24 protein-coding genes, 1 tRNA gene and 1 pseudogene are annotated in these 24,611 nt (G+C 65.6%); 9 read left to right on the top strand and 17 right to left on the bottom strand.

Annotation, left to right across the window (positions count from 1 at the left end; genetic code table 11):
- The first annotated feature begins 15 nt into the window (after nucleotides 1-15).
- Nucleotides 16-2,709 (top strand): cation-transporting P-type ATPase, encoded by a 2,694-nt coding sequence (locus ABZ720_RS09975; protein ID WP_366555369.1) that lies wholly within the window; start codon nucleotides 16-18, stop codon nucleotides 2,707-2,709.
- Nucleotides 2,710-2,717: 8 nt separating this feature from the next.
- Here ABZ720_RS09975 and ABZ720_RS09970 read toward each other — a convergent pair whose 3' ends face one another.
- The 3 genes from ABZ720_RS09970 to ABZ720_RS09960 all read right to left on the bottom strand — a co-directional run bounded on the left by ABZ720_RS09970 (nucleotide 2,718) and on the right by ABZ720_RS09960 (nucleotide 4,881).
- Nucleotides 2,718-3,887 (bottom strand): mandelate racemase/muconate lactonizing enzyme family protein, encoded by a 1,170-nt coding sequence (locus ABZ720_RS09970; RefSeq protein ID WP_366555368.1) that lies wholly within the window; start codon nucleotides 3,885-3,887, stop codon nucleotides 2,718-2,720.
- Between the two features lie 71 nt (nucleotides 3,888-3,958).
- The gene (locus ABZ720_RS09965) at nucleotides 3,959-4,489 is read right to left on the bottom strand and encodes a PAS domain-containing protein (protein ID WP_366555367.1); all 531 of its coding nucleotides are present in this window, start codon (nucleotides 4,487-4,489) and stop codon (nucleotides 3,959-3,961) included.
- Complete coding sequence (locus tag ABZ720_RS09960) at nucleotides 4,486-4,881, bottom strand: acyl-CoA thioesterase (RefSeq protein WP_366555366.1); 396 nt, start codon at nucleotides 4,879-4,881, stop codon at nucleotides 4,486-4,488. The genes ABZ720_RS09965 and ABZ720_RS09960 overlap by 4 nt, the downstream gene beginning before the upstream one ends.
- Nucleotides 4,882-4,973: 92 nt before the next feature.
- Between ABZ720_RS09960 and parE the strand changes: the two genes are divergently transcribed.
- The gene (gene parE / locus ABZ720_RS09955; protein ID WP_366555476.1) at nucleotides 4,974-6,977 is read left to right on the top strand and encodes a DNA topoisomerase IV subunit B; all 2,004 of its coding nucleotides are present in this window, start codon (nucleotides 4,974-4,976) and stop codon (nucleotides 6,975-6,977) included.
- Between the two features lie 14 nt (nucleotides 6,978-6,991).
- Here parE and ABZ720_RS09950 read toward each other — a convergent pair whose 3' ends face one another.
- Genes ABZ720_RS09950 through ABZ720_RS09930 form a run of 5 tightly spaced genes read right to left on the bottom strand, consistent with a single transcriptional unit; the run spans nucleotide 6,992 to nucleotide 12,614 of the window.
- On the bottom strand, nucleotides 6,992-7,978 hold the full coding sequence (locus ABZ720_RS09950) for an MDR family oxidoreductase (RefSeq protein WP_366555365.1): 987 nt from the start codon (nucleotides 7,976-7,978) through the stop codon (nucleotides 6,992-6,994).
- Nucleotides 7,979-8,024: 46 nt separating this feature from the next.
- On the bottom strand, nucleotides 8,025-8,597 hold the full coding sequence (locus ABZ720_RS09945) for a peroxidase-related enzyme (protein WP_366555364.1): 573 nt from the start codon (nucleotides 8,595-8,597) through the stop codon (nucleotides 8,025-8,027).
- Between the two features lie 36 nt (nucleotides 8,598-8,633).
- Complete coding sequence (locus ABZ720_RS09940; RefSeq protein WP_366555363.1) at nucleotides 8,634-10,952, bottom strand: molybdopterin-dependent oxidoreductase; 2,319 nt, start codon at nucleotides 10,950-10,952, stop codon at nucleotides 8,634-8,636.
- Between the two features lie 58 nt (nucleotides 10,953-11,010).
- Nucleotides 11,011-11,772: a CoA-transferase gene (locus ABZ720_RS09935; RefSeq protein ID WP_366555362.1), complete on the bottom strand. Its 762-nt coding sequence runs from the start codon at nucleotides 11,770-11,772 to the stop codon at nucleotides 11,011-11,013.
- Nucleotides 11,769-12,614, bottom strand: coding sequence for a CoA transferase subunit A (locus tag ABZ720_RS09930; protein ID WP_366555361.1), 846 nt, complete (start codon nucleotides 12,612-12,614; stop codon nucleotides 11,769-11,771). The genes ABZ720_RS09935 and ABZ720_RS09930 overlap by 4 nt, the downstream gene beginning before the upstream one ends.
- Nucleotides 12,615-12,894: 280 nt before the next feature.
- Between ABZ720_RS09930 and ABZ720_RS09925 the strand changes: the two genes are divergently transcribed.
- The 3 genes from ABZ720_RS09925 (at nucleotide 12,895) to ABZ720_RS09915 (ending at nucleotide 15,569) form a co-directional block, all read left to right on the top strand.
- Nucleotides 12,895-13,785 (top strand): peptidylprolyl isomerase, encoded by an 891-nt coding sequence (locus ABZ720_RS09925; protein WP_366555360.1) that lies wholly within the window; start codon nucleotides 12,895-12,897, stop codon nucleotides 13,783-13,785.
- Between the two features lie 63 nt (nucleotides 13,786-13,848).
- Nucleotides 13,849-15,078, top strand: a complete 1,230-nt coding sequence (gene argJ / locus ABZ720_RS09920) for a bifunctional glutamate N-acetyltransferase/amino-acid acetyltransferase ArgJ (protein WP_366555359.1) — start codon at nucleotides 13,849-13,851, stop codon at nucleotides 15,076-15,078.
- 101 nt (nucleotides 15,079-15,179) lie between these two features.
- Nucleotides 15,180-15,569 (top strand): (deoxy)nucleoside triphosphate pyrophosphohydrolase, encoded by a 390-nt coding sequence (locus ABZ720_RS09915; protein ID WP_366555475.1) that lies wholly within the window; start codon nucleotides 15,180-15,182, stop codon nucleotides 15,567-15,569.
- A gap of 27 nt (nucleotides 15,570-15,596) precedes the next feature.
- Here ABZ720_RS09915 and folD read toward each other — a convergent pair whose 3' ends face one another.
- The 3 genes from folD to ABZ720_RS09900 all read right to left on the bottom strand — a co-directional run bounded on the left by folD (nucleotide 15,597) and on the right by ABZ720_RS09900 (nucleotide 17,234).
- Nucleotides 15,597-16,508 carry a bifunctional methylenetetrahydrofolate dehydrogenase/methenyltetrahydrofolate cyclohydrolase FolD gene (folD, locus tag ABZ720_RS09910; protein WP_366555358.1) on the bottom strand — a complete coding sequence of 304 codons (912 nt, stop codon included), beginning with the start codon at nucleotides 16,506-16,508 and terminating at the stop codon, nucleotides 15,597-15,599.
- A gap of 118 nt (nucleotides 16,509-16,626) precedes the next feature.
- On the bottom strand, nucleotides 16,627-16,944 hold the full coding sequence (locus tag ABZ720_RS09905; RefSeq protein WP_366555357.1) for a DUF167 domain-containing protein: 318 nt from the start codon (nucleotides 16,942-16,944) through the stop codon (nucleotides 16,627-16,629).
- Nucleotides 16,941-17,234: a YggT family protein gene (locus ABZ720_RS09900; protein WP_366555356.1), complete on the bottom strand. Its 294-nt coding sequence runs from the start codon at nucleotides 17,232-17,234 to the stop codon at nucleotides 16,941-16,943. Before ABZ720_RS09900 ends, ABZ720_RS09905 begins: the two co-directional genes overlap by 4 nt.
- 309 nt (nucleotides 17,235-17,543) lie before the next feature.
- On the opposite strand from ABZ720_RS09900, the gene ABZ720_RS09895 reads away from it, so the two are divergent.
- Nucleotides 17,544-17,619 (top strand) — tRNA-Ala (locus ABZ720_RS09895).
- A 547-nt stretch (nucleotides 17,620-18,166) separates the two neighbouring features.
- Here the strand turns inward: ABZ720_RS09895 and ABZ720_RS09890 are convergent.
- From ABZ720_RS09890 to ABZ720_RS09870, 5 genes and pseudogenes are all read right to left on the bottom strand, one after another.
- Nucleotides 18,167-19,156: pseudogene (locus ABZ720_RS09890) on the bottom strand (recombinase family protein); the annotation flags it as partial.
- Between the two features lie 23 nt (nucleotides 19,157-19,179).
- Nucleotides 19,180-19,506, bottom strand: a complete 327-nt coding sequence (locus ABZ720_RS09885; RefSeq protein ID WP_366555355.1) for a hypothetical protein — start codon at nucleotides 19,504-19,506, stop codon at nucleotides 19,180-19,182.
- Between the two features lie 170 nt (nucleotides 19,507-19,676).
- Nucleotides 19,677-19,805, bottom strand: a complete 129-nt coding sequence (locus tag ABZ720_RS09880) for a hypothetical protein (protein WP_366555354.1) — start codon at nucleotides 19,803-19,805, stop codon at nucleotides 19,677-19,679.
- Between the two features lie 90 nt (nucleotides 19,806-19,895).
- The gene (locus ABZ720_RS09875; protein WP_366555353.1) at nucleotides 19,896-20,324 is read right to left on the bottom strand and encodes a hypothetical protein; all 429 of its coding nucleotides are present in this window, start codon (nucleotides 20,322-20,324) and stop codon (nucleotides 19,896-19,898) included.
- An 8-nt stretch (nucleotides 20,325-20,332) separates the two neighbouring features.
- Complete coding sequence (locus ABZ720_RS09870) at nucleotides 20,333-21,025, bottom strand: hypothetical protein (protein ID WP_366555352.1); 693 nt, start codon at nucleotides 21,023-21,025, stop codon at nucleotides 20,333-20,335.
- A 105-nt stretch (nucleotides 21,026-21,130) separates the two neighbouring features.
- Between ABZ720_RS09870 and ABZ720_RS09865 the strand changes: the two genes are divergently transcribed.
- Both ABZ720_RS09865 and ABZ720_RS09860 read left to right on the top strand, forming a co-directional pair.
- The gene (locus tag ABZ720_RS09865; RefSeq protein ID WP_366555351.1) at nucleotides 21,131-22,015 is read left to right on the top strand and encodes a hypothetical protein; all 885 of its coding nucleotides are present in this window, start codon (nucleotides 21,131-21,133) and stop codon (nucleotides 22,013-22,015) included.
- Nucleotides 22,005-22,421: an ankyrin repeat domain-containing protein gene (locus ABZ720_RS09860; protein WP_366555350.1), complete on the top strand. Its 417-nt coding sequence runs from the start codon at nucleotides 22,005-22,007 to the stop codon at nucleotides 22,419-22,421. The genes ABZ720_RS09865 and ABZ720_RS09860 overlap by 11 nt, the downstream gene beginning before the upstream one ends.
- On the opposite strand, the gene ABZ720_RS09855 is transcribed toward ABZ720_RS09860, so the two are convergent.
- A complete protein-coding gene (locus ABZ720_RS09855; RefSeq protein WP_366555349.1) occupies nucleotides 22,408-23,958 on the bottom strand; it encodes a type IV secretory system conjugative DNA transfer family protein in 1,551 nt (516 codons plus the stop codon). The two genes, ABZ720_RS09860 and ABZ720_RS09855, sit on opposite strands and share 14 nt — an antisense overlap.
- Before the next feature lie 135 nt (nucleotides 23,959-24,093).
- On the opposite strand from ABZ720_RS09855, the gene ABZ720_RS09850 reads away from it, so the two are divergent.
- Nucleotides 24,094-24,534, top strand: a complete 441-nt coding sequence (locus ABZ720_RS09850) for an ankyrin repeat domain-containing protein (protein ID WP_366555348.1) — start codon at nucleotides 24,094-24,096, stop codon at nucleotides 24,532-24,534.
- The last annotated feature ends 77 nt before the right edge of the window (nucleotides 24,535-24,611 follow it).

Genomic DNA, 24,611 nt, shown 5'->3' with positions numbered 1-24,611 from the left:
TCCGGAAAGCTCTCCATGCCCGACGCGAGCGACACTCCCCCGTCCTGGCATCACCGGCCGGTTGGCGGAATCTTCGAGGAGCTCGCGACCTCCGAAAGAGGACTGGAGGAAGCGGAGGTCGAGCGCCGGCTGGCGGAGCATGGACCCAACCGTCTGCAGCCGCCCAAGGGACGTGGCCCGCTGCGGCGCTTTCTGGCGCAGTTCGAGAATGTCCTGATTCAGGTTCTGGTCGTGGCAGCCTTGGTCACGGCGCTTCTCGGCCATTGGATCGACAGCGGCGTCATTTTCGGCGTGGTGATCATCAACGCCTTCGTCGGCTTCTTCCAGGAAGGCAAGGCGGAGCGTGCCCTGGAAGCCATCCGCGACATGCTCTCGCCGGAAGCCACTGTCGTGCGGGAGGGCCAGCGCAGGACAATCGACGCCGGTGCACTGGTGCCCGGCGATCTGGTGCTGCTGAAATCGGGCGATAAGGTCCCGGCCGACCTGCGACTGCACCAGACGCGCAGTCTCCAGGTGCAGGAGGCAGCATTGACCGGCGAATCGCTGCCGAGCGAGAAGGACAGCGAGCCGGTCGAGATCGATGCTCTGCTGGGCGATCGTCGCTCCATGGCTTATGCCGGCACGCTTGTGACCCAGGGCAAGGCGGCCGGCGTTGTGGTGGCGACGGGCCCGCGTACGGAAATCGGTCGCATCAGCGGCATGATGGCGGATGTCGCGCCCATGACCACACCGCTGCTGCATAAGGTGGCGCAGTTCGGCCGCTGGCTGAGTCTGGCTATTCTGCTGCTTGCCGCAATCACCTTCGCCTTCGGCATACTGTTGCGCGATTACAGTTCCAGCGAAATGTTCCTGGCTGCGGTCGGTCTGGCAGTGGCAGCCATTCCGGAAGGTCTGCCGGCGATCCTGACCATCACGCTGGCGATCGGGGTCACTCGCATGGCCGGGCGCAATGCCATCATTCGGCGGCTGCCGGCGGTGGAGACCCTGGGCTCGGTCACGGTGATCTGCTCCGACAAGACCGGCACGCTGACGCGCAACGAACTGTCTGTTCAGCGCCTGATCACCGCGGAGTACGACCTGGAGGTGACCGGCACGGGCTATGGACCCGAGGGCACCTTCTCCTGCGATGGCAGCCGCTGCGATCCGAAAAACCTTCCTGCCGTGGAGGCGGCGCTGCTGGGCGGACTGCGCTGCAACGACGCCGAGCTGCGCGAGACCGCGGAAGGCTGGATCCTGCACGGCAATCCAACGGACGGAGCCCTGCTGGCGCTGGCGGCAAAGTCGGGCAGGGATCTGGGCTATGAGCAGAAAGCCTGCCCGCGCAGCGATGTTATCCCCTTCGAGTCCGAGCACAAGTTCATGGCAAGCCTGCACCACGACCACCGTGGGCAGCGCATGATCTATGTGAAGGGCGCCCCGGAGATCGTGCTGGAGCGCTGCGACCGGGAACTGGCTGAGGCGGGACGGCGGCCCATCGATCGGGAGGCCTGGCTGGCCCGGATCGAATCCCTGGCCGACCAGGGCATGCGCGTCCTGGCCATCGCCGAAGCCGATGCGGCGCAGGACAAGCTGGCTTTGACCTTCGATGATGTGGAGGGCGGCCTGACCCTGCTCGGCATCTTCGGCATCATAGATCTGCCGCGCGACGAGGCGATCGCTGCCGTCGCCCGCTGTCGCCGGGCCGGGATCGCCGTGCGCATGATCACCGGAGATCACGGCGCTACCGCGCTGGCCATCGCGCGCAAGCTGGGGCTGGGTCAGAACGGCAAGGTGCTGACCGGCCAGGACCTGGCCACCATGGACCAGTCCGCGCTGGAAGAGGCAGTGGGCGAGGTCGAGGTGTTCGCTCGCACCACGCCGGAGCAGAAACTGCGACTGGTGGAGGCCTTGCAACGCCGCGGCGAGGTCGTGGCCATGACCGGTGACGGCGTCAACGACGCGCCGGCACTCAAGACGGCCGATGTGGGCGTGGCTATGGGGCAAAAGGGCACGGAAGCGGCCAAGGAAGCCAGCGAGATGGTTCTGGCCGACGACAACTTCGCCTCCATCGCTCAGGCGGTGGAGGAGGGGCGCCGGGTTTACGACAACCTGAAGAAAGCCATCCTCTTCATCCTGCCGACCAATGGCGGCCAGGCCTTCGTCATCATCTCCGCCATTCTTCTGGGCCTGGCCCTGCCGATCACGCCGGTGCAGATCCTTTGGGTGAACATGGTCACCGCCGTCACCCTGGCCCTGGCGCTGGCCTTCGAGCAGCCCGAGCCGGACATCATGGACCGCCCGCCGCGGCCACCGCGTGAACCGCTGTTGTCCGGGTTCCTGCTCTGGCGTCTGGTGCTGGTTTCGGTGCTGCTGCTCGGCGCGGCACTGGGGCTCTTCCTCTGGCTGACCCAGCAGGGCGCATCGTTGGAGGTTGCACGCACCGCGGCGGTCAATGCCGTGGTGGTCGGCGAGATTGCCTATCTCATCAACACTCGCCATCTGCGGGCGTCCTGCCTTTCCTGGGAGTCTCTCGCTGGCAGTCGCCCCGCCTTGATCGCCATCGGGCTGGTGGTGGTGCTGCAGGGACTCTTCACCTACGCCCCTCCGATGCACCTACTCTTTGGCACGGCCCCGCTGGGTGGGCAGGAATGGGGCCTGATCGTCGGCTGCGCCCTGCTGCTTTTCCTCGTCGTCGAGATCGAGAAGGCCGCACTGCGCCGCTGGTGGTAGGGGCTGCCTTACCCGAAGAGTTCGTCGAACAGCGCCATCAGCGCCGCCTTGGTCTCGAAGCCAATACCCGGCGTGTCGGGCAGGCGGACCCTGCCGTTTTCGATGGGGATTTCGTCGGCAAAGCCGCCGAAGGGCGCGAAGATGCCGGGGTAGGACTCATTGCCGCCCAGACCCAGCCCCGCGGCGATGCAGAGCGCGAACTGGTGGCCGCCGTGGGGAATGCAGCGGGCCGGTGACCAGCCGGTGCGGCGCATGGCGTCGAGCGTGCGCAGATACTCGACCAGGCCATAGGAGAGCGCCGGGTCGAACTGCAGCACATCGCGATCCGGGCGCAGCCCGGCGTAGCGCAGCAGGTTGCGGGCATCCTGGTGCGAGAAGAGGTTTTCTCCGGTGGCCATGGGGCCGTCGTAGAACGCGGCCAGCGTGGCCTGCAGCGCGAAATCCAGCGGATCGCCCGGCTCTTCATACCAGCGCAGACCATAGGGAGAGAGGGCCTTGGCGTAGGCGATGGCGGTTTCCAGGTCGAAGCGGCCATTGGCATCGACCGCCAGGCGGTGGCCGTCGCCGCCCAGCAGGTCCAGCACCGCCTCGATCCGCTCGCAGTCTTCCTGCAGTGTCGCACCGCCGATCTTCATTTTCACCGTGTCGTAGCCGAGATCCAGGTAGCCGCGCATCTCCTCCTGCAGCCCCGGCAAGCCCTTTTCCGGGTAGTAGTAGCCGCCGGCGGCATAGACGAAGGCGGAGTTTGCCGCCGTGCCGTTGCCGTAGCGCTCGGCCAGGAGCTGATGCAGCGGCTTCTCCTCGACTTTGGCGACGACATCCCAGAGCGCCATGTCGACCACGCCCACAGCCACGGAGCGCTCCCCATGCCCACCGGGCTTCTCGTTGCGCAGCATCACGTCCCAGGCCCGGAAGGGGCAGAGGTTGTCCCGCTCGCAATCGAGCAGACTCTCGGGCGAGGCATCCCGCAGGCGGGGAAGAATGCGCTCACGCAGGATGCCCGCCTGGGCATAGCGGCCGTTGCTGTTGAAGCCATAGCCCACGACGGGCTGGCCGTCGCGCTGCACGTCGGTGGTGATCTTCACCACCGAGACATCCATGCGGCTGAAGTCGATGTAGGCGTTACGGATGTCCGAGGCGATGGAGGCGGTGGCCTCCTCGATCGCGAGGATACGCATCGGCAGTCGTCCTCTCTGGCGCACAGCGCGGCGGACCAGTCTCCGCAGCGCCTATTGGTGGAGTCCTGGTATCATCCCTCCAGATCGCCGGCCACGGTCTGTGGTTCAACCTCATCTGTGGCCAAGGGCTGATAGAAGATGGCGCCGAGCAGGAAGGCGACGGGCGCTTCGTCCTGAGACAAGGGGAGGAGGAGACGTTCGGCCTCGAAGCGCCGGCCGTTGGGAAATCCCATGGGACCGCGGCGGTACTTGGGTGTCCAGTCGGACAGGATCTCGCTCCACTGGTGCGAGGTGTCGCTGCGCTGGACCAGCGGGAAGGTCTCGCTGAGCACCGTGCCTTTGAGCGAGCGGCCGTAACGTCCCTCGATCTCGTCGCCGACCAGACGGAAGCGCAGCTCAGGAAAGCTGCCAGCCTCGCCTACAGAGACGACCTCGATCAGCATGATGTAGGGCAGCAGCGGACCCAGGGGAATCGGATCAAGGGCGGCACGCGGCATGGGGCGCCCGTCGGGCGGACAGCGCTCCCGCCAGTAATGAAAGAGATGGCGCAGGCGCTCGTTCTCAAGTTCGGCCAGTCGAATTGGCTGGCGTTCCGGCGTCATGGATTGATCGCCGGCAGTGTGCGCGGGCGTCCCTGATCGTCGATGGCCACATAGACGAAGGTGCCTTCCGTCACCTTCACCTCCTCGTCGGAGAGATGCCGCTTGGCCCAGGTCTCGATCACCACGGTCAGGGAGGTGGTGCCGACACGGGCCAGACGGGCATAGCAGGAGACCAGATCGCCCACGAAGACCGGTTTGTGGAAGCGCATGGCTTCAACCGCCACCGTGGCGATGCGGCCCCGGGCCCGGGCGTGGGCCGGAACGGCGCCTGCAAGGTCCATCTGTGCCAGCACCCAGCCGCCGAAGATGTCGCCGTTGACGTTGGCGTCGGCGGGCATAGCCTGGGTGCGCAGCGCGGGTTGCTCGCGCGGTGGTGATGGGTCAGCAGTCATAGGTGGCGATCTCTACCATATTTCGTGGAGCCTCGCGTTCTGAAATACCGCATCTGCTTGCGGCATAGAAGGTGACTCCTATAATGCCGCGCATGGCCGATCTCTTTCAAACGCTTCCCGAAGACGAGCAGGACTACTCCGCCAAGGACATCGAGGTCCTGGAGGGTCTTGAGCCCGTACGCCGCCGCCCCGGTATGTACATCGGCGGCACGGACGAGCGGGCGCTGCATCACCTGGTGGCCGAACTGCTCGACAACGCCATGGACGAGGCGGTGTCCGGACATGCCACGCGCATCGAGGTGGCACTGGAGCAGGGCAACCGTGTGAGCGTGCGCGACAATGGCCGCGGCATTCCCATCGATCCGCACCCCAAGTTTCGCGACAAGTCGGCGCTGGAGGTGATTCTCACCACCCTGCATTCGGGCGCCAAGTTCACGGCCAAGACCTATCAGACCTCGGGCGGCCTGCACGGTGTCGGTCTGTCCGTGGTCAACGCGCTTGCGGAGGAGCTCACCGTCGAGGTGGCGCGCGACCGCAAGCTCTGGCGGCAGGTCTATGCCCGTGGCCTGCCCCAGGGGCCGCTGGAGTCCGCTGGAGCGGTGCACAACCGCCGGGGCACGACCATCGTGTTTCAGCCCGACCCGGAGATCTTCGGCGCCAACGCTCGCTTTATCCCGGCGCGGCTCTACCGCATGGCCCGCTCCAAGGCCTATCTCCACCGCGGTGTCGAGATTCGCTGGAGTTGCGATTCAGGCCTGCTGGGCGAGGGGGACAAGACGCCACCGGAGGCGACGCTGCACTTCCCGGACGGTCTGCGGGACTTCCTGCAGGCGGTCATGGGCGAGCGGGCGACCCTGGTGCCCGAGCCCTTTGCCGGGCAGGCAGAGTTTTCCGGCCAGGCGGGTCGCGTCGAGTGGGCCGTGACCTGGCCGGCCGATCGCGACGACGGCTTCACCTCCTCCTACTGCAACACCGTGCCCACGCCCGAGGGAGGCAGCCACGAGCAGGGCCTGCGCGCGGCCCTGTTGCGGGCGATCAAGGCGCACGGCGAGATGATCGGAAATCGCAAGGTGGCCCAGATCACCGGCGATGACGTGCTCGGCGGCTCCTGTGCCCTGCTGTCCCTCTTCATTCCCGAACCCCAGTTCCAGGGTCAGACGAAAGAGAAGCTCTCCTCTCCCGAGGCGGCAAAGTTGGTGGAAGCGGCGATCAAGGACCACTTCGACCACTGGCTTTCGGCCGATCCCGCCCGCGCTTCGGCACTGCTCGACCGTCTGGTGGAGCGCGCGGAGGAGCGCTTGCGTCGGCGCCAGGAAAAGGAGCAGTCGCGCAAGACGGCCACCAACCGGAAACTGCGCCTGCCCGGCAAGCTCGCGGACTGTGCGCGCAGCGGGGCGGATGGAACGGAGCTCTTCCTGGTGGAGGGCGATTCGGCCGGCGGCTCGGCCAAGCAGGCACGCCGGCGCGACACCCAGGCCGTGTTGCCGCTGCGCGGCAAGATCCTGAACGTCGCTTCCGCTTCGCCGGAGAAGCTGCGCGGCAATCAGGAGGTGCAGGACATCGGCCTGGCCCTGGGCTGCGGGCTGCGCAAGGATTTCAACGTCAGCAAGCTGCGTTACGAGCGGGTCATCATCATGACCGACGCGGACGTGGACGGCGCCCATATCGCCAGCCTGCTAATCACCTTCTTCTTCCGCGAGATGCCGGGCCTGATCGAGGCCGGGCGCCTCTTCCTGGCCCAGCCGCCGCTCTACCGCCTCAGCCAGGGCGGCAAGGTCGCCTATGCCCGGGACGAGGATGATCGCGAACGGCTGTTGCAGGAAGGCTTCGGCGGCAAGGGCAAGGTGGAGGTGAGCCGCTTCAAGGGCCTGGGGGAGATGCCACCGGGCCAACTCAAGGAAACCACCATGGATCCCGACAAGCGCACGCTGCTGCGCGTGGTGATCCAGGAGGCCACCGATCTGGACGAGGACGGCACGGAACGCCGCCTGGCCGAGGAGCGGGTGGAGCAGCTCATGGGCCGCAAGGCCGAACTGCGCTTCGCCTTCATCCAGGAGCACGCCCGCTTCGTAACGGCCGATAGCCTGGACGTTTAGGCAGCGTTGCTCGCTTAACCGATCTCGATAACCACGCGGCCGCGGACTTGGCCGGCCAGGATCTCGTCGGCCAGCTCGGGCAGCCGTGACAGCGGCTCGACCCGGGTCATGCTGTCCAGGGCCTTGGGATCAAGGCTTTCGGCCAGCAGGCCCCAGGCCTCCTCGCGCCGGGCCGGCGGCGCCATCACCGAGTCGACGCCGATGAGAGCGACACTGCGCAGGATGTGCGGGAGCACGGTGGCCGGCAGGTCCGGGCCGCCGGCCAGACCGCAGGCCGCCACCGCGCTGCCGTAGCAGGTCTGGGCCAGCGCGTTGGCCAAGGTCGTCGAGCCCACCGTGTCCACGGCGCCGCCCCAGCGCTCCTTCTGCAGCGGCTTGCCCTTCTCCGATAGCTCCTCGCGAGCCACGAAGGCACTGGCGCCCAGCGCCGTCAGGTAGTCGTGAGTTTCGGGCCGTCCGGTGGCGGCGGTCACCTGATGGTCGCGGGCGGACAGCAGGGCGATGGCAACGGAGCCGACGCCGCCGGCCGCACCGGTCACCAGCACCTCGCGCCCGGCCGGCAAACCCCACTTCTCCAGGGCGTGGACGCAGAGCGCCGCCGTGTAGCCCGCGGTGCCGATGGCCATGGCCTGCTCCAGGCTGAAGGCCTTGGGCAGCCGGGTGAGCCACTGCGGTTTCAGGCGCTGATAGCGGCTGTAGCCGCCCCATTCGCTTTCTGAGAGACCCCAGCCGTTGACCAGCACTTTGTCCCCGGGCTGCCAGTCGGGTGAACGGGACTCGATCACGGTGCCGGCAAGGTCGATGCCGGCCACCATGGGCAGGCGCCGGGCGATGCGTCCCTTGCCGCTGACCGCCAGGCCGTCCTTGTAGTTCAGCGTCGAGTAGGCGACCTCCACCAGCACCTCATGGTCCGGCAGGTCGTCGAGACCCAGCTCGGCAAAGCGCGCCTTGGGCTTGCCCTCGACCTCTTCGATCAGCAGTGCTTGGAAGCGTTCGGCCATGGTGTTCTGCCCCTCGTGCTGTGGGTATCGCTGTGCGCTTGTGCTGTCAGCCGCGGCCCAGCGTGTAGAACTCGTCGTTCGGACGCATGCCCATCACGTTCGCCAGGCGGTTGGACAGGGCGAAGAAGGCGGAGATGGCGGCGATGTCCCAGATGTCGTCGTCGGTGAAACCGTGCTCCTGCAGCGCGGCGAAATCCGCGTCCTCCACGCTCTCGGCCTGCTTCGAGACCTTGAGCGCGAAGTCGAGCATGGCGCGCTGGCGCGGCGCGATGTCCGCCTTGCGATAGTTGATCGCCACCTGGTCGGCGATCAGCGGGTTCTTCATGCGGATGCGCAGGATCGCGCCGTGGGCGATGACGCAGTACTGGCACTGGTTGGCCGCGCTGGTCGCCACCACGATCATTTCCCGCTCGGCCTTGCTGAGGTTGCCCGGCCGCTCCATCAGGGCGTCATGATAGGCGAAGAAGGCGCGGAACTCATCCGGCCGGTACGCCAGCGCCAGAAAGACATTGGGCACGAAGCCCGACTTCTCCTGCACCGCCAGGATGCGCTCGGCGATGTCCTGGGGCAGGTCGGCCATGCGGGGAACCGGGAAGCGGCTGATTGCCATGTCGCTCATTGTCGTGCCGTCCTTTTCTGGCTCACTAGCAATGACCTAAACCCGCACACCGGCCTGGCGCAAGCTGCGGTCATAATAGTCGGTGGGGTCCGGTGCCGGGCCGTCATAGGCCTCGATCTGCACCATGCAGGTGTGGGCCGCGCAGCCCTGGCCGAAGCTGGAGGTCGGCACGTCGGGGGTGAGGACGTTGGGGTTGCCGGAAAGCTCCAGGCTGCGATCCTGAGAATAGGTGAGCCAGGAGCCGGTGGGCAGCACGACCACGCCGGGCGCCATCGCATCGCTCAGGCTGGCGGTGGCGAGGCAGCTGCCGCGCTCGTTCCAGACGCGCACCGTCGCGCCGTCGGCGATGGCGAGCTTCTCGGCATCGGCCGGGTTGAGGCGTAGCTGCTCGCGGCCGTTGCGCTTTTCTGCCAGGCTGGTCGGTCCCTGGTGCAGCTGGCTGTGCAGGCGCCCCGTGGGCTGGTTGGACAGCAGGTGGAAGCCCGCGCGTTTGCCGTCGAGCCACTCCTGCGGCGGCAGCCAGGCCGGATGCGCCAGGCAATCCTCGTAACAGCGTTCCGCCAGAAGCTGGCTGCCCAGCACGATGCGCCCGCTTTCCGTGGTGAGGGGGCTGGCGTCCGGGTCGGCGCGGAAGGCCTCCAGATAGGTGTGATTCTCCTTCGTGGGCACCGGCACGTAGCCCGCTTCCCAGAAGCCCTCGAAGTCCGGCATCGCGTGGCCGAAACGCTCCTGGCTGTTGTGCCGGACCTTCTCGTACATGTGGCGCAACCAGCCCATCTCGTCGCGGCCTTCGGTGAAGTCCTCCAGCACGCCCAGCTCCTTGGCCAGGCCGCAGAAGATGTCGAAATCGTTGCGGGCCTCGCCCAGAGGCTCCACCGCCTTCTGCATGGCGACGATCAGGTCGCAGCGGCGGTTGCCGGCGATGTCGTTGCGCTCCAGCGAGGTGGTGGCCGGCAGGACGATGTCGGCGCGCAGCGCCGTTGCCGTCCAGCAGGGATCTTGCACCACGATGGTCTCCGGCCGCGCCCAGGCCCGTTCCAGGCGGTTCAGGTCCTGGTGGTGATGGTAGGGATTGCCGCCGGCCCAGTAGACCATGCGGGTCTCCGGGTAGCGGTAGCTTTTGCCCTCGTAGTCGAACGCCCCACCGGGGTTGAGCAATAGGTCAGTGATCCGCGCCACGGGAATGAAGGCCCGGTTCGGCTTGGTCAGCTGCGGCAGCGAGGGGGAGCGGGACAGCGGAATGGCGGCGCCCATGCCGCCCAGCGAGCCGTAGCCGTATCCCACGCCGCCGCCGGGAAGGCCGATCTGGCCGATCACGGAGGCCAGACCCAGCGCCGCCCAGTAGGGCTGCTCGCCATGCTGGGCGCGCTGCAGGCTCCAGCTCACGGTGATCATGCTGCGCGTGGCGGGCAGCCGCGCCGCCAGGTCGCGGATCGCCTGGGCATCCAGGCCGGTGAGCGAAGCGGCCCACTCGGCGGTCTTTTCCACGCCGTCGCTGTGGCCGGCGAGGTAGTCGAGGAAGAGGTCGGTGCCGCTGGTATAGCGCTCCAGGAAGGCCAGGTCGTGGTTGCCGGCACGGCGGATTTCCTGCGCCAGGGCGAGCATCAGGGCGGTGTCGCTGTTGGGGCGGATCGGCCACCACTCGGCGCCGACCCACTCCGGCAGGTCGTCCTTCACCGGCGAAATGTGGATCACCCGCACGCCGCGCTCGGCGATGCGCTTCAGGTTCTCTTCCAGAGTGTGGGCGCCGATGCCGCCGGCCTCGTTCTGCGCGGTCCGGGGCGCCAGCGCGCCGAAGACGAGCAGTGTCTGCGTGTGTTCGGCGATGGCGTCAAAGGTCGAGGCCTTGCCAACGCAGGCCTCGTCGTTGCCCAGCGTATGCCGCAGGATCGCGGGGCCGGCGGCGATGCTGTAGGTGTCCACATGGCCGGTGTAGCCGCCCACCAGATTGAGCATGCGCTTCAACTGCGATGGCGCATGGTGAAAGCGCCCGCAGCTCGTCCAGCCGTAGGAGCCGGCGAAGATGGCGTCGTTGCCGTGGTCCTGGCGCACGCGGTCGATCTCCGAGGCCACGAGCCGAAAGGCCTCCTCCCAGGACAGCGGCACGAAACGCTCCTGCCCGCGGCCGCTGCCGTCGGTGGGACGGCCGGCGCGTTTGGCCTCGAGCCAGCTCTCCCGCGCCATGGGCTGGGCGATACGCCGCGCCCGATCGACCCAGTCGGTGATCGAGCCGATGATGGGGGAGGGGGCCGGATCCTCGGGGATCGGCTCGGTGCCGACGATCCTGCCGTCCTGGACCAGGACGCGATAGGCGCCCCAGTGGCTGGCGTGTTGTACGGCTTTAACGTCACTCATCGCACATGCTTCCTCTGATCGGCTGCAAGGCCGATACGGTTCATTTCTGTTCTTGCCGTCAGGCGCCGCCAGTCGTGGCGACCTCTGCGGCCAGTTCGGCAGCGAAGCCGGGGTAGGTCTCCGCAAGTTCATCCAGCACGCGTCCGCGCAGCAGGGCGAGTGTCTCGGGTGGGGGCGCTTGCGTTAGCGGCGGCTGTGGATCGTGCGCGAAGCTGAAGCCGGTTGCCGCGCGGATCTCTTCCAGGCTGTGGCCCGGATGCACCGAGCGCAGCGTGAAGCCGGGGCGGCTGGCCTGGAAATCGAACAGCCCCAGGCCGGTCAGCAACGCGCTGGGTCCGCCGGGTCGGTAGACCCCCTCGGGCGAGGCGCCGGGGGCGGAAATGAAGTCCACCTTCTCCACGAAGATGCGCGGGCTATGCTCCTCACGGAAGAGGATAACGCGCGGCACCACGAAATAGAGGTAGGAGGAGCCGAAGGACCCCGGCCAGCGCACCTTGCCGCTGGGATAGTCGCCCACGCCCACGAGATTGACGTTGCCCAGGCCGTCGATCTGCCCACCGCTCAGGAAGAAGGCGTCGATCCGCCCCTGGCCGGCGCAGTCGAAGAGCTCGACCGAGCCGTTGGTGAAGAAGTTGTGCGCCACCGAGCCGAGAATGGACAGGCGCACCGGCGGCGCTGCCTCCTCCTGGGCGAGCGCGCGGCGCAGCATGGCGCCGGCGGCCGGGATCGGCGAGGCCGCACCGACGGCCACATGCCGGACGCCGCGCAGCAACTCGGCGATGGTGGCGATCATGATCTCGCGCTTGCTGGCGGCGGTCATGGCGCGCCGTCCCTCGTGCCCCTGGCTTCCGCCTGAGCCTCTTCCAGCCAGGCCGCGAAGCCTTCGGGTGAGCGCGCCGTGGCGGCATAGCGCTTGAGCGCCGGCAGGTCGCCGCCGTAGACACCCCAGAGGCCGTAGGGCTTGGCCCCCTGCGGCGCCTCGATCACCTGGTCCACATAGAGCGCGGGCAGGGTGCCGGCGGCGGTTTCTTCCGAGGCGAAGAGGTCGTCCACCAGCCGCTCCACCGTGACCAGGGAGCGCCGGGCGGCATAGGCCATGGAGGCCAGCTCGCGCCGCCGCCCGATCCAGACATTGCCCTGCCGGTCACCCAGGGGGCAGTGAAAGAGGGCGAGGTCCGGGCAGATGGCCGGGATGAGCACCACCGGGTCCGACGCGTCGGAAAAGGGATTGTCGATCACGCGCCAGTCGCTTCGCTGGGCCAGCACGTCGGTGCCGATCAGGCCGCGCATCGCCGTGAAGGGGGCGCCGCGCTGGGCTGCCTGCAGGCCGGCATGGATGGCCGGGCAGGTGGCGTCGCGGATCGCGATGCTGCTCTCTCGCACCGCCCGGTTGAAGCAGGGCGCGCCGCCGGCTTCGCCCAGCGTCATGGCGCTGGTCTCGATCGATCGCACCCGGCCGGCGCCGATCAGGATGTCCGCCTGCAAGCCGCCGGTCGGCACGCAGACCAGGTCGAGGTCCTTGGCCCCACTTGCCAGCAGCGGCCAGGTCAGCGCCATGGAGACTCCGGCATAGTCCACCGGCAGGGCCAGGCTCATGCCGGACTGGAAGAACTCGGCCGCTTGGGCCAGTTGGTCGCGTGTGGACGGGGGTGGCCGGGACAAGGGGTGTCGTGTTCCTGATCGCATGGGGCTGGAGCCTGCATCGCGGGCCCAGCCTGGGAGCCGGGGAACGCTAGGACCGGCTCCAGGGGCTGTCAACGCACCGCCCGACGCAAGGCCGCGGTACTCTCGCGTCCAAGGGCCGGATCGAGCCCTGGGCTGCTCTCCGCTACGCAGGCGCAACTTGTACTTTGCGCAGTCTTCTGCATAGTGCGAAGCCCGGAAAGTGAGGTCGTCGATCGGCCGGCACTCGACACAGAATTTCCCCGAAAGGGAGTCCTTCATGCGCTTTGAGCTACTGTCATCCGTCCGTCCCCTCTGTCACGCCGTCGTGCTGGCGACCGGTCTGGCCATCGGCTTTGCCGGTGCTGCCGCCGCGCAGCAGGAAGGCATGGGGGAAGACCCCGTGGTCGCCACGGTCAACGGCAGCGAAATCCGCTACTCCGACGTGATCCGCTCGGCCCAGGACCTGCCGGCGCAGTATCAGCAGAACCTGATGCAGGTCTTCCCGGCGCTGGTTCAGCGCCTGGTGGACATGCGCCTGATGGAGCAGCAGGGCCGGGAAGACGGCCTGGAAGAGAACGAGCGGGTGCAGGCCCGCGTGGCCCAGGCGGAGAGCGAGGCCATCAGCCAGATCTGGCTGCAGCAGCGGCTGGAATCGGCCATGACCGAGGAAGCCCTCGACGAGGCCTACGACGCCTGGGTGGCGGAGAACCCGCCGCAGGACGAGGTCAAGGCACGCCACATCCTGGTCGAGGAGGAGCAGGCAGCCCGTGACTTGATCGCGCAGCTTGAAGAGGGCGCTGACTTTGCCGAGCTGGCCGAGGAGCACTCCACCGATCCCAGCGCCGAGGGGCGTGGCGGCGATCTTGGCTACTTCACCCGTGATCGCATGGTCGGGCCCTTCGCCGAAGCTGCCTTCGACATGGAGCCGGGCAGCCACAGCGCGGAGCCGGTGGAAACGCAGTTCGGCTGGCACGTCATCATGGTCGAAGACCGCCGCGAAGCCGAGCAGCCCTCACGCGACGAGGTGCGTGGCGAGTTGCAGGAAATGATTGCAACGGCGGCCATCGAGGAGGTCCGTGCGCAGCTGCGTGAGGGTGCCGAAATCGAGATTCAGGACTTCAGCGGCGGCGCTGCGCAGCCGGAAGCCGTGCAGCCGGAAGCCGAATAATCTGGGTTTCAACCCGGCGAGGCCCTGCGGGCCGGCAGCGAGACTGTAAGGATCCCTTTAGCGATGCTTTCGAAATCTCCTCTGGCGCCGGAGGCCTTTCCGGTCCTCCCGGCCATTCCCGGTGTCGAGCTGGCAACCGCCGCCACCGGCGTCCGCTACCGCGGGCGCGATGACGTCCTGCTGATGCGTTTTGCCGAGGGCACCGCGGTCGCCGGCGTGCTCACCCGCTCCCTGACCGCCGGGGCGCCGGTGGTCTGGTGCCGGGAGGCCCTGGCCGGGGGGCGGGCGCGGGCCGTCCTGGTCAACGCCGGCAACGCCAATGCCTTCACCGGCAGCAAGGGCATGGAGTCGGTGCGGCGCACGGTGAAGGCCAGTGCCGCGCAGATCGGCTGCTGGGAAAGCGAAGTCTTCATCGCCTCGACCGGCGTCATCGGCGAGGTGCTGCCCGACGAGAAGATCACCGCGCACCTGGGCGATCTGGCCCAGCGCCTGGCGCCCGAGGGCTGGGAAGCGGCGGCGCGGGCGATCATGACCACCGACACCTTCCACAAGGGCGCCAGCCGCAAGGCCCGCATCGACGGTGTCGAGGTCACGCTGAACGGCATCGCCAAGGGCTCCGGCATGATCGCGCCGGACATGGCCACCATGCTGGCCTTCGTCGCCACCGATGCTGCGCTGCCACAGGCGGTGCTACAGCCCCTGCTGGCCCGGGCCAACGACCGCTCCTTCAACTCGATCACCGTGGACGGCGACACCTCCACCAGCGACACGCTGCTGCTGGCCGCGACCGGCGCCGCGGGCAACGCGGCGATCGAGGATGCAGCCGACCCGCGGCTGCGGGATTTCTATAAGGCGCTGGAATCGCTGCTGATCGATCTGGCGCAGCAGGTGGTGCGCGACGGCGAGGGCGCCCAGAAGTTCGTCACCATCGAGGTCAAGGGCGCCGCCAGCGCGCGCGCGGCGCGGCGCATCGGCCTGTCGATCGCCAACTCCCCCTTGGTCAAGACCGCGATCGCCGGCGAGGACGCCAACTGGGGCCGCGTGGTCATGGCCGTGGGCAAGGCCGGCGAGAAGGCCGACCGCGATCGCCTTTCGGTGGCCATCGGCGGCGTGACCATCGCCGAAAAGGGGCAACCGGTCGAAGGCTATGACGAGGCCCCGGTGGCCGAGCACATGCGCGGCCGCGACATCCTGATCCAGGTCGACATCGGCATCGGCCGCGGCAAGGCCCGGGTCTGGACCTGCGATCTGACCCACGGCTACATCGACATCAACGCCGACTATCGGAGCTGAGCGTGGCCGGGCAAGTGGGTCCGCAAGACGTGGCCGAGCCCGAGGCGCCCCAGGGCTGCTGGGAGGCCGGTGCCCGAGCCGCGGCCGACGGCAAGCCGCTCCTGCTGGTGGCGGCGGCGGCCCTGGTGGACGCCGACGGCCGGGTGCTGATCGCCCGCCGCCCGGAAGGCAAGCCGCTCGCCGGCCTGTGGGAGTTTCCCGGCGGCAAGGTGGCCCCCGGCGAGACGCCTGAGCAGGCCCTGGTGCGCGAACTGCATGAAGAACTGGGGCTGGACACTCGGACGAGCTGCCTGGCGCCCATCGCCTTTGCCAGCCACGCCTATGAGGACTTCCACCTCCTGATGCCGCTTTTTGCCTGCCGTGTCTGGCAGGGCAATCCCACGGCCCGGGAGGGGCAGGAGCTCGCCTGGGTCAAGCCGGTGCGGCTTGCCGACTACCCCATGCCCCCGGCCGACGAGCCTCTGGTGGCGCTGCTGCGCGACCTACTTTAAGGCAGCGGCGCGGACTCCCCTCCGCGCTCACAGCTCCGGCGCGGGCAGTCCCTTGGCGCGGCAGGCGGCGGTCAGCGTGTTCGCCAGCAGGCAGGCGATGGTCATGGGGCCCACGCCGCCGGGCACCGGGGTGATGGCGCCGGCCACCTTGACGGCCTCGTCGAAGGCCACGTCGCCCACCAGGCGGTTCTTGCCGTCCTCGCCCTCGATGCGGTTGATGCCCACGTCGATCACCGTTGCCCCCGGCGCGATCCAGTCGCCGCGCACCATTTCCGGCCGGCCGACGGCGGCCACGAGAATGTCGGCCCGGCGGCACTCCGCGGGCAGGTCCTTGGTGCGGCTGTGGGCAATGGTGACGGTGCAGTTGGCGCCCAGGAGAAGCTGCGCCATGGGCTTGCCGACGATGTTGGAGCGGCCCAGCACCACGGCGTGCTTGCCGGAGAGGTCGCCCAGACGGTCCTTCAGCAGCATCAGGCAGCCCAGCGGCGTGCAGGGCACCAGGGCATCCTGACCGGTGGCCAGGCGGCCGGCGTTGATGACGTGGAAGCCGTCCACGTCCTTGGCCGGGTCGATGGTGTCCAGCACCGCGGCCGAATCGATCTGCTTGGGCAGGGGAAGCTGCACCAGGATGCCGTGGACGCTCGGGTCCTCGTTGAGCTGCTTCACCAGGGCCAGCAGCTCCTCCTGGCCGGTGGTGTCGGGCAGGCGGTGCTCGAAGGAGGCCATGCCGGCCTCCTTGGTCTGCTTGGCCTTGTTGCGCACGTAGACATGGCTTGCCGGATCTTCGCCCACCAGCACCACGGCCAGCCCCGGCGTCAGGCCGTGAGCGGCGTTCAGCTTCGCCACCGCGGCGCCGACCCGCGCCCGCAGTCCGGCCGCAAAGGCCTTGCCGTCGATAATCTTCTCGGCGATCTTCTCGGCCTGTGCGCTGTCACTCATGCCTGCATCCTCTGTGCTTTGTGTCGGGTCGGCTGCGACCCTGCCTGTTGCTCGCCATCATGCAGCGGGAGACAAATGCGGCCTGCCGGAAAGCGTCGACTTTGCTCCCGCATCCGACTCACCCAGTCGACGGGTAGCGTTCCGCCAGCATCTCTTGCACCTCGGCCCCGGCATCGCGCAGCAGCAGGGTCTTGTTGCGCGCCTTGTGCCCGGCGATGAGCTCCAGGTCGCTCTTGCGCAGCTTCCATTCCTTGGCGAGCAGGGCGATCAGCGCGCTGTTGGCCTTGCCGCTTTCCGGTGCGGCCGTGACCTTCACCTTCAGAACCGCGCGGCCATCGGCGAGGCGCTCAACCCCCTCGATGCCGGCGGTTCGTGCGCCGGGCTGCAGCCGGACCGAGAGGCGCAGGCCCTCGGGTGCCTGCTGCCAGGCGGTCATCGCAGCATGGCGGGCGCCACGTCGTAGAGCAGCAGGTTGCGCAGGAAGATCAGCAGCAGGATCAGGATCATCGGCGAGATGTCGATGCCGCCGAGGTTGGGCATGATGCGGCGAATCGGCCGCAGCGCCGGCTCGGTGATCCGGTTGAGGAAATCCCCGACCAGATAGACGAGGCGGTTGCTCGTGTTCACCACATTGAAGGCCACCAGCCAACTGAGCACCGCCCAGATGATCAGCAGCCAGATGTAGATGTTGATCACGGTGTCGATCAGGTAGAAGAGAGCAACCATCGGGCTTCGGCTCCATGGCAGGGACGATGCGGGGGCAGGGACGATACGGCGCACAACCTAAAGACCCGCCCGCCGCCCCGCAAGCCGGGCGAGTGCGCCGGGGCCGAAGCCCTGGATGCGGCCGATCGCGGTGCAGAGGAAATCAGCGATCCTGGAGGCGCTTTCAAGCACACGGCACCCACCCTTCGCGCGGCCGCTGGCGTATCGCGAAACGCCCCGGCAACGCGCTTGACAAGCGCTGCCCGCCCGAACACTATCCGCCCGCTTCGCAAGGGCGCCTTCGGGCACCGGGCGAGCCTACCCAAGGTTGGGGCCGTAGCTCAGTTGGGAGAGCGCAGCAATCGCACTGCTGAGGTCAGGGGTTCGACTCCCCTCGGCTCCACCATCTCGCTTTTAGGGTTGTACAAATCTGCTAACACCTTGAAAGGAAAGGTGGTTTTCGCGGTTCGATAACCATTTTCCCGTGAGTATCGCAGAGGCTCTTCAAAGGCCAGTCTGAGGACTGCTTTCTTGAGAGTAAGACTGCCTTTTTCGTAAAGATTCCAAGGGTTTGTCAAAAACCGCAATGCCGGTTCGATAAACTCCTCTCGCCTGTCCTTTGGTGGCACGATTGCCGCCGCCTTTTCGCTCAGGCGAAACTTCTCGTTCTCCAGCTTGGTGATACGCGCTTCGTAAGCGTTGATCACGGACGGGCTGGACGCATCAACGATCCTGTCGAGCAGCGACTCGATCTGTTTCTCCGTGTCGGCGATCTTCGCGGCAAGCGATTCCTTCTCCCGCTCCGCTTCTGACAAGCGCAGGTTCCAGGCATCGCGGAACATGGCCTTGGCGAGCTTGAGCATCTGCCCTGTCGGTTGCAGCCTGCGCAGGATATCCGCAAAACCTTCTTCGATCTGCGCGCGCGGAACAGACTTGCGGTTGCTGTCACAGCCGCGCGTGTCGCACAGATAATACGGATAGAGCTTGTTGCGACCCTTGGACCAGCAAGCCGTCATCGGCTCGCCACAGTCATCACAGAGCACGAAACCGCGCAGCGGGAAGTCCTCGCTGATATCCTTGCGTGCCGGTGCTTTCGCCTGGCCTTTCATGCGCTCCTGGATGCGCTCGAACGTTTCGAAGCTGATCAGCGGTTCGTGATGCCCTTTGCGCAAGGAAACGTTCCACTTCGGAGCCTCGACATAACCGGCGTAGGTCACGCGGTTCAAAATATCATCGATCTTTTGCCACCGGATTTCGCCATTCTCCTTGGGAAAATCGCACTTCGATTCCAGATAGCGTTTCACTTCGCTCTGGGTTTGAAGATGGCCCGACGCGTAGCCTTCGAGCGCGTCGGCGAGGATCGAGGCCACAGGCTCATCCCTGACCAGAAGCTTGCCGTGAACGCGATCCGTAGCATAACGATAGCCAATCGGCGCGGCGAACACCCAATAGCCTTTTTCGACGCGGGCCTTCATCTTCTGGATGACCTGGCGGCGGTTTTGTTCGCGCTCCAGTTCGCCCTGCGCGGCAAAGATCGTTTCGACGAATTTGCCTTCCGGTGATTCATCGAGCTTGAAATTCAGGCATTCAATCCGCGCGCGGCGGGATTCGAACTCACGCCGCAGCTTGATATGAAACTCCGTATCGCGCGCGAAGCGTTTGAGATCGTCGAAAACAACAACATATTGCCGGTCCGGCTGCGCATCCAGAAAGCTGAGCAGAGCGACCATGCCGGGGCGGTTGATAAAATCACCGCCGCCCGAAGCATCATCGGGGAACACGGCTTCGACCTTATAGCCGCGCGCCTCTGCATACTGGCGGCAGCGAAACTCCTGGCTGTCCAGCCCGCCACCTTCGGTCTTCTGCCGCGTGCTGGACACCCGGCAATAGATTATTGCCGGTGTGCCGGACGCTGGCTCTATCTGTTGTTGTGCATCGTTCATTTGATCCTCGTCTTGCGCTTGTCTTACGGTTCGCGCGGTTGCATTTGTTCTTGCTTTGATCCTATACGATCTTGCCCGCCATGGGTAGAATATTCGGAATTTTCGTCATTCTGTCCGCAGATTTCCGGCCCCGCCTCTTGCAGGGGGTGAACGCCAAAGCCAAGTTCGACGAAGTTCCAGATGATGCTCCAGACCGCTTCCAGAAATTCCTGCTTCTCCGCATCCGACATGCCGGAACCGGCGAGATATTCCTCGTAGCGCGCAACATCGACGGCGAGGGTTGGCTTGGCCGAGGTTTCGAAGGGCGCAGTGATTGAAGGCGGCCTTTCGAAATGTTTGTCGTCTTTCATCACCTTTTCCTTTCCCAAAACGCGAATACAGGCATATTCTTTTAGTATACAACATTTAGTTGTATTACGTAAAAATTGCGCCTGATAACGCCGATAACTCAAAGTGTTATAGTTGATTGCAATTTTGGGCTGGTAACGCGGGCCGGTCCTAAAACCGGCCCGCACGACACTCACTTCTTGCCGCTCTTGTAGCCCGCGTTGTAGCTGTTGGCGGCCTGATGGTTCATGCCGCTGGTGTTCTTCGGGCCGTTGCCCTTCTGGGCGTCGTTCTGGCCCTGCTGATGCTGATGGTTGGACATTTTCGGTTCCTTTTGCAGTTGCGTTACCCCTTGCGGGTATTCTGAATATGGTCTGCGGCTCCGGTGCCGTGCCTCGCGGATTCCTCGCCGTCACCGGCCCCGATCATTGCCGCGTTGACGTGTCGAGCGGCTGAATGCCTTCACCACCGAGGGCGCGGCATTGTCGCGGGCTTCTTCACGCCCGTTGGACCAGTCCAGCAGGCGGTCCTTCAGCCGTTGAACGTCTTTCAGCCGGTCATCGAATTCCTGCTTGATCAGGCGGCGGCGTTCCGCGAATTCGTGCTCCTTCTGCCGGTATTCCCGGAGAACAGAGCGCGGGCGGGTGAAGCCGTAGTCGAACGGCTTGTGGTTCTTCCGGTCGAAGCCGAGTTTGCGGCGTTCCGCATCCCATTCCAGATCGTGCTTGAACAGGGCCAGAGCACGCTCTTCCTCGATTACATCGCGGTAGTCTTTCAATCCGTTCAGCGCGGCCTGCATGCCCTTGCTGACCTTTGAAAAGTCCTGTGTCGGTTTCGTCATTGCTAACCTCATTCGGGAAGTTGGCCAGGCACGGCGGCGACGGCCTGCTCGCGCAGGGCAAGTTCACGCCGTTCGATCTGGCGGTCCATTTGGTGGAGTGCGCGGTTTCCGCGTCCGGCGAAGGCGTGCGCGTCCTTGCCGCGCGCCGTGCTGGCGACATCGACGCGTTCACCGCCGACGACGAGAACGAGATGCGCGGCATCCTGGAAATAGGTTGTCCGCCGCCGCGCCCGCCGCTTCATCTGATCGCGGCGCGCCTCGAACTCCAGACGCCGCTTCTCGGCGTGCGCCCGTTCGTGCTGGTCGATCACCGCGAAGCCCTGCACATCCGCGCGGGCGAAGCGGCGCGTCCGGAAGAGATGCGTGATCCGGATTTCATCCGCCATCACGTCGATGGACAGATGAGGCCGCGCCATGTGCCGGAAGCCGAATTTGAGCGGCAGGTAGGCCAGCAGCGCCGCAAGCGGCTGTTCGAAAGCGGGCTGCGGCATGTCCGCGACCGCTATCATGTTCTGGACAACCAGCCAGGCGGTCCCCGCGATAGCGGCAACATCGGCAACCCTGTTGCTGGCCGGTGTTTTGAAGTGACCTTCGATACGGATGCCGTGCGTTGCACTGCGATGGTCGGTCAGGTACACGGCCCTTGGCCGTCCCTTGAAGGCTTTGACCTTCGATTCCTTGATTCCACGTAGAAAGTCCATTTAACCTGTTCTCCAGATTGTGCGGCGATGCCGCGTTTCTGGAGAAAATTTAGCTGTGCTGCGGCGGCGGGTGCCTCGCGGATTCCTCGCGGAGGGACAGCCCGAATGAACAGAAGCATTGATCCGGAGCCGGACTACACGCACTGGCAGGTCTTGCTGCTACGCGACGCCCTCGAAGCCTACCGGCGCTTTACCGCCGATCACGAAACCGGCAAGCGCCCTCTGAGCTGGAACGCGCTACGGGAGAAAGTGTGGGCTTATACCGACGTTGATTTCGGTAAAGACGATCTCCGGCAATTCGTCGAAGGCAAGAAGCAGGGACACGGCAATTTCCGCGTGCCGCAACTGCACAGACTGCATGCGGTGTTCCGCTTCCTGACCGACGAGCATATTGCGATGCTGACACCCGACGAATTCGACAATGCCGAATTGGTTGGTGTGCAAGCGCCGCTTCACCTGTCGCGCTACCTGGTCTCGCTGTCCGAACCGGTCCCGATAGAATTTCCGCGCGCACTCGTCGGGCAGTACGAATCCATTGGCTGCACAGATGACAGGGTGCTTCAAAAGCATCTCCAGATTCTGTTTGAAGGCCCAGGCTTTGCCTCGGTAAGCGAAACCCACGAGGTCTATAATGTCGTACTGCCGTCCATCACACCCGACAGCAGGCGGCTACGCCGGATGATTTCAAGGCGCGCGAGTCCCGATGCCAGGATCAGACATGGCGGGTGGGCGATCATGACGCCGGAAGACAATATGCTGGTCTTCGTGAAGAACATCGACACCCGTGAAAACCACTACTGGAAATTCGCGGTTGAACATCCGGTCTGGGAAGAAGGGATCGTGAGTGACCTGTTGCTGAACAGGTTCGACTGGCCCTTGTTTCTGGATGAGGAAGCTACAACGGGTGAAGCGGTGAGCCTTTCGGCACAGCAGGCGGCCACCGATACCTGGCATTTCACAAGACGCGGGACGGCGGACAATGGCGAATAACCCGCGCCGATACCGGTCGCGCGCCGCGCCGCACGAAGAGGCCGCTGTTGACGAGGCAACGCTGGCCGAATTCTTCCTTGCCGCGCGGTACGGCGATTACAGAAAGATCAAGACCCTGCTCGATAGCGGCGTGCCGCCCACGCTGGCCGAACCGAGCACGGGATTCACATTGCTGCACTATATCGCGGCCAGAGGAATCGGTGCGCCGGTGCATGGTCTGCTGCGCCGGTACGACTTCGATTTTCTCTTGCGGGACCATCTGGGCCGCCTGCCGTCGGAGTTGGCGGCCACGGTCGCCGAGGATTTCACCCTGGCCGGTCGTCTGCGCAGCCGTGAACTCGAACAGGCTGACAGCCAGGGCATCACACTGACCTATCGTCCGCGCCCGCCTGCTACGGAGAGCTGAACTTGCCCGCGAACGCCCCGTAAACGGGGCTGGCCCGGTCGTAATATTCGACCCGTTGCAGGATCATCGGCTGGAAACCGGACCAGATGACGAGCTGGCGCTTGAGCCGGTCGCTGCGCGCGAAATACCGCGCAATCTCTTCCGGCGCGAGCAGGTCGAACATCTGCACCGATGCCTGCCGCCCCGAAATCCCTTCGGCGCGCTGCTTTGTTCCGATTTCCGCTTCCGTCGCGACTTCCACCGGCGCTTTGCCGAGCTTGCGCGCGACATACTCGGTCGTGGTCACGTCGTTGACGCCGAAGACCTGGAAAATTCCCGCATTCGCCGTGAAGCTTTCCCACCGCTCCTTATATAGAGCGCGGCCCTGGCCCCAATCCTGCACGATCACCCAGAGCTTGAGGCCAAATCCCGCAACCTGCGCAACGGCATCTTCGAGCGCCCGCATCCGGCCAAGCGCGGCGAATTCGTCGAGGATCATGAGCGCGGGCGGTGCGCCGGGCCGCGCGGGTGTGCGCTCGACCGCATCGAGAATCTGGTAGATGAACATGCGCAGCCAGCGCGCACAGCTTGCCAGCCGCCCCGCTGGCAGGCACAGGAAAATGCTCAGCCCGCCGTCGCGGGTCTTGAGTTCGGACAGGTCCAGATCATGACCGGCCAGCACGCGGTGCATGGCCTTATAGTCCAGAAACTTCGTATGGCGGCGCACGGTCGAGAGGACGCTGGAGCGTTCGTTGTCGCCCTTGTCGTAGAAATCCCGCGCCGCGCCTTCGATGGCCAGCGCCACCGGATCGAATTCGTCATCCGCCTTGAGCCGTCCGGCATTCTCCAGCATGGCGTATTCGACCTTGCATATGCCTTCCAGCGCGGGGTCGAGCGCGGCGCGCGGATCGGCGAGCAGCGCATCCCGAATGAGCGTGCGCACCGTGATCAGGTTCCGCACGCCGGAGAATTCCCGCGCGGTGACGACATGCAGAATCAGCCCTTCGATGAAATTCCGCGCGCTTTCGTCCCAATGCGGCTCTTTCTGGTCGGGGCTGGCGATCACGAGCGCATCGGCGATCAACCCCGCATCCTCGATGATCGTGTCCGAGTCCGGATCGAGCACCGAGAGCGGATTGTAGCTGACGCGGTACTTCGCAACGTCTGGCGCGCACCGCTCAAACGGATCGAGGATGCCGACCTTCTGCCCCAGCCGCGCCCGTTGCGCCGCCGTGATGCTGGCCAGTTCCGCTTTCGGGTCGGTACACATGACCGAGCCGCGATAGCAGAGCAGGTTGGCGATGATCGCCACCGACTTGCCGCCGCGCGATCCGGCCACCGTCATAAGGTGCCGGTCGTCGGCAATGCCGATCAGCCTCTCGCCGACCGCGCCGACCAGTATCTTGCCGCCCGGATTTTCCGGATCATAGGCGAGCGCGCGGCTTTTCAGGACGGCATCCGTACTCGCCCACAGGGCTTGCGGTGCCGCCTGATACCGTTGCGCGAGGCCCATCACCCCGCGCGGCAGATCGTTCTGTAGTGCGTCCTGGTCCGGCATGGCTCATCCTGCGTTGAACAATGCCGCAAAGATACGCCCGCCCGCACGGGCCGCCCCTCGCGCTTTCCTCGCGCGCGTAAAGTTTGACGGCGGAAATATAAATCATGTATAAGTTTTGATTTTTGGAGAATTATTATGAATTTTTGGAGCAGTATCATAAATATAGATAAGGAAAATATTGCGGAACGTAGGCTTATTGCGGAATACAGACGTGATAAGGAATGGAAGCCGCTCCGCGATTATTTCTCAGCAGTCAAAACCGGTGATGCGGAAGCGGCAGAAAAACTGTTGGAGGCCGGTGTCTCGATTAACGCCGTTGAACCCACATCAACCCTTACCGCACTGCACTATGCAGCGGCCAGACAAGCTGATGCCGTGACGGAAATGTTGCTGGCCAGAGGCGGGATTGACCACCTGAAACGCGACGGATTCGGACGGCTGGCCTCGGAGCATGCGGGACGGTTCGGTGAAAATCCCGAACTTGCCGACCGGTTGCGAACACTGGAGGCGGCACAGGCGCAAGAGCAAGGCATCACGCTGACCTACCGCCCACGTCCGGCAGGATCGACGCTTTAGCAGGTAGTGCTGGAAAACCGGTTACCGCTGTAGTACAAAACCGCGCCTGTACTACACGCCTGCGAACCATCAGTATT

It is taken from the genome of Aquibaculum sediminis (assembly GCF_040712085.1).
GTDB classification, from domain to species: Bacteria; Pseudomonadota; Alphaproteobacteria; order Kiloniellales; family DSM-21159; genus Aquibaculum; species Aquibaculum sediminis.
The sequence above is the reverse complement of the archived record's forward strand: the minus strand, read 5'-3'. Positions and strand labels throughout refer to the sequence as shown.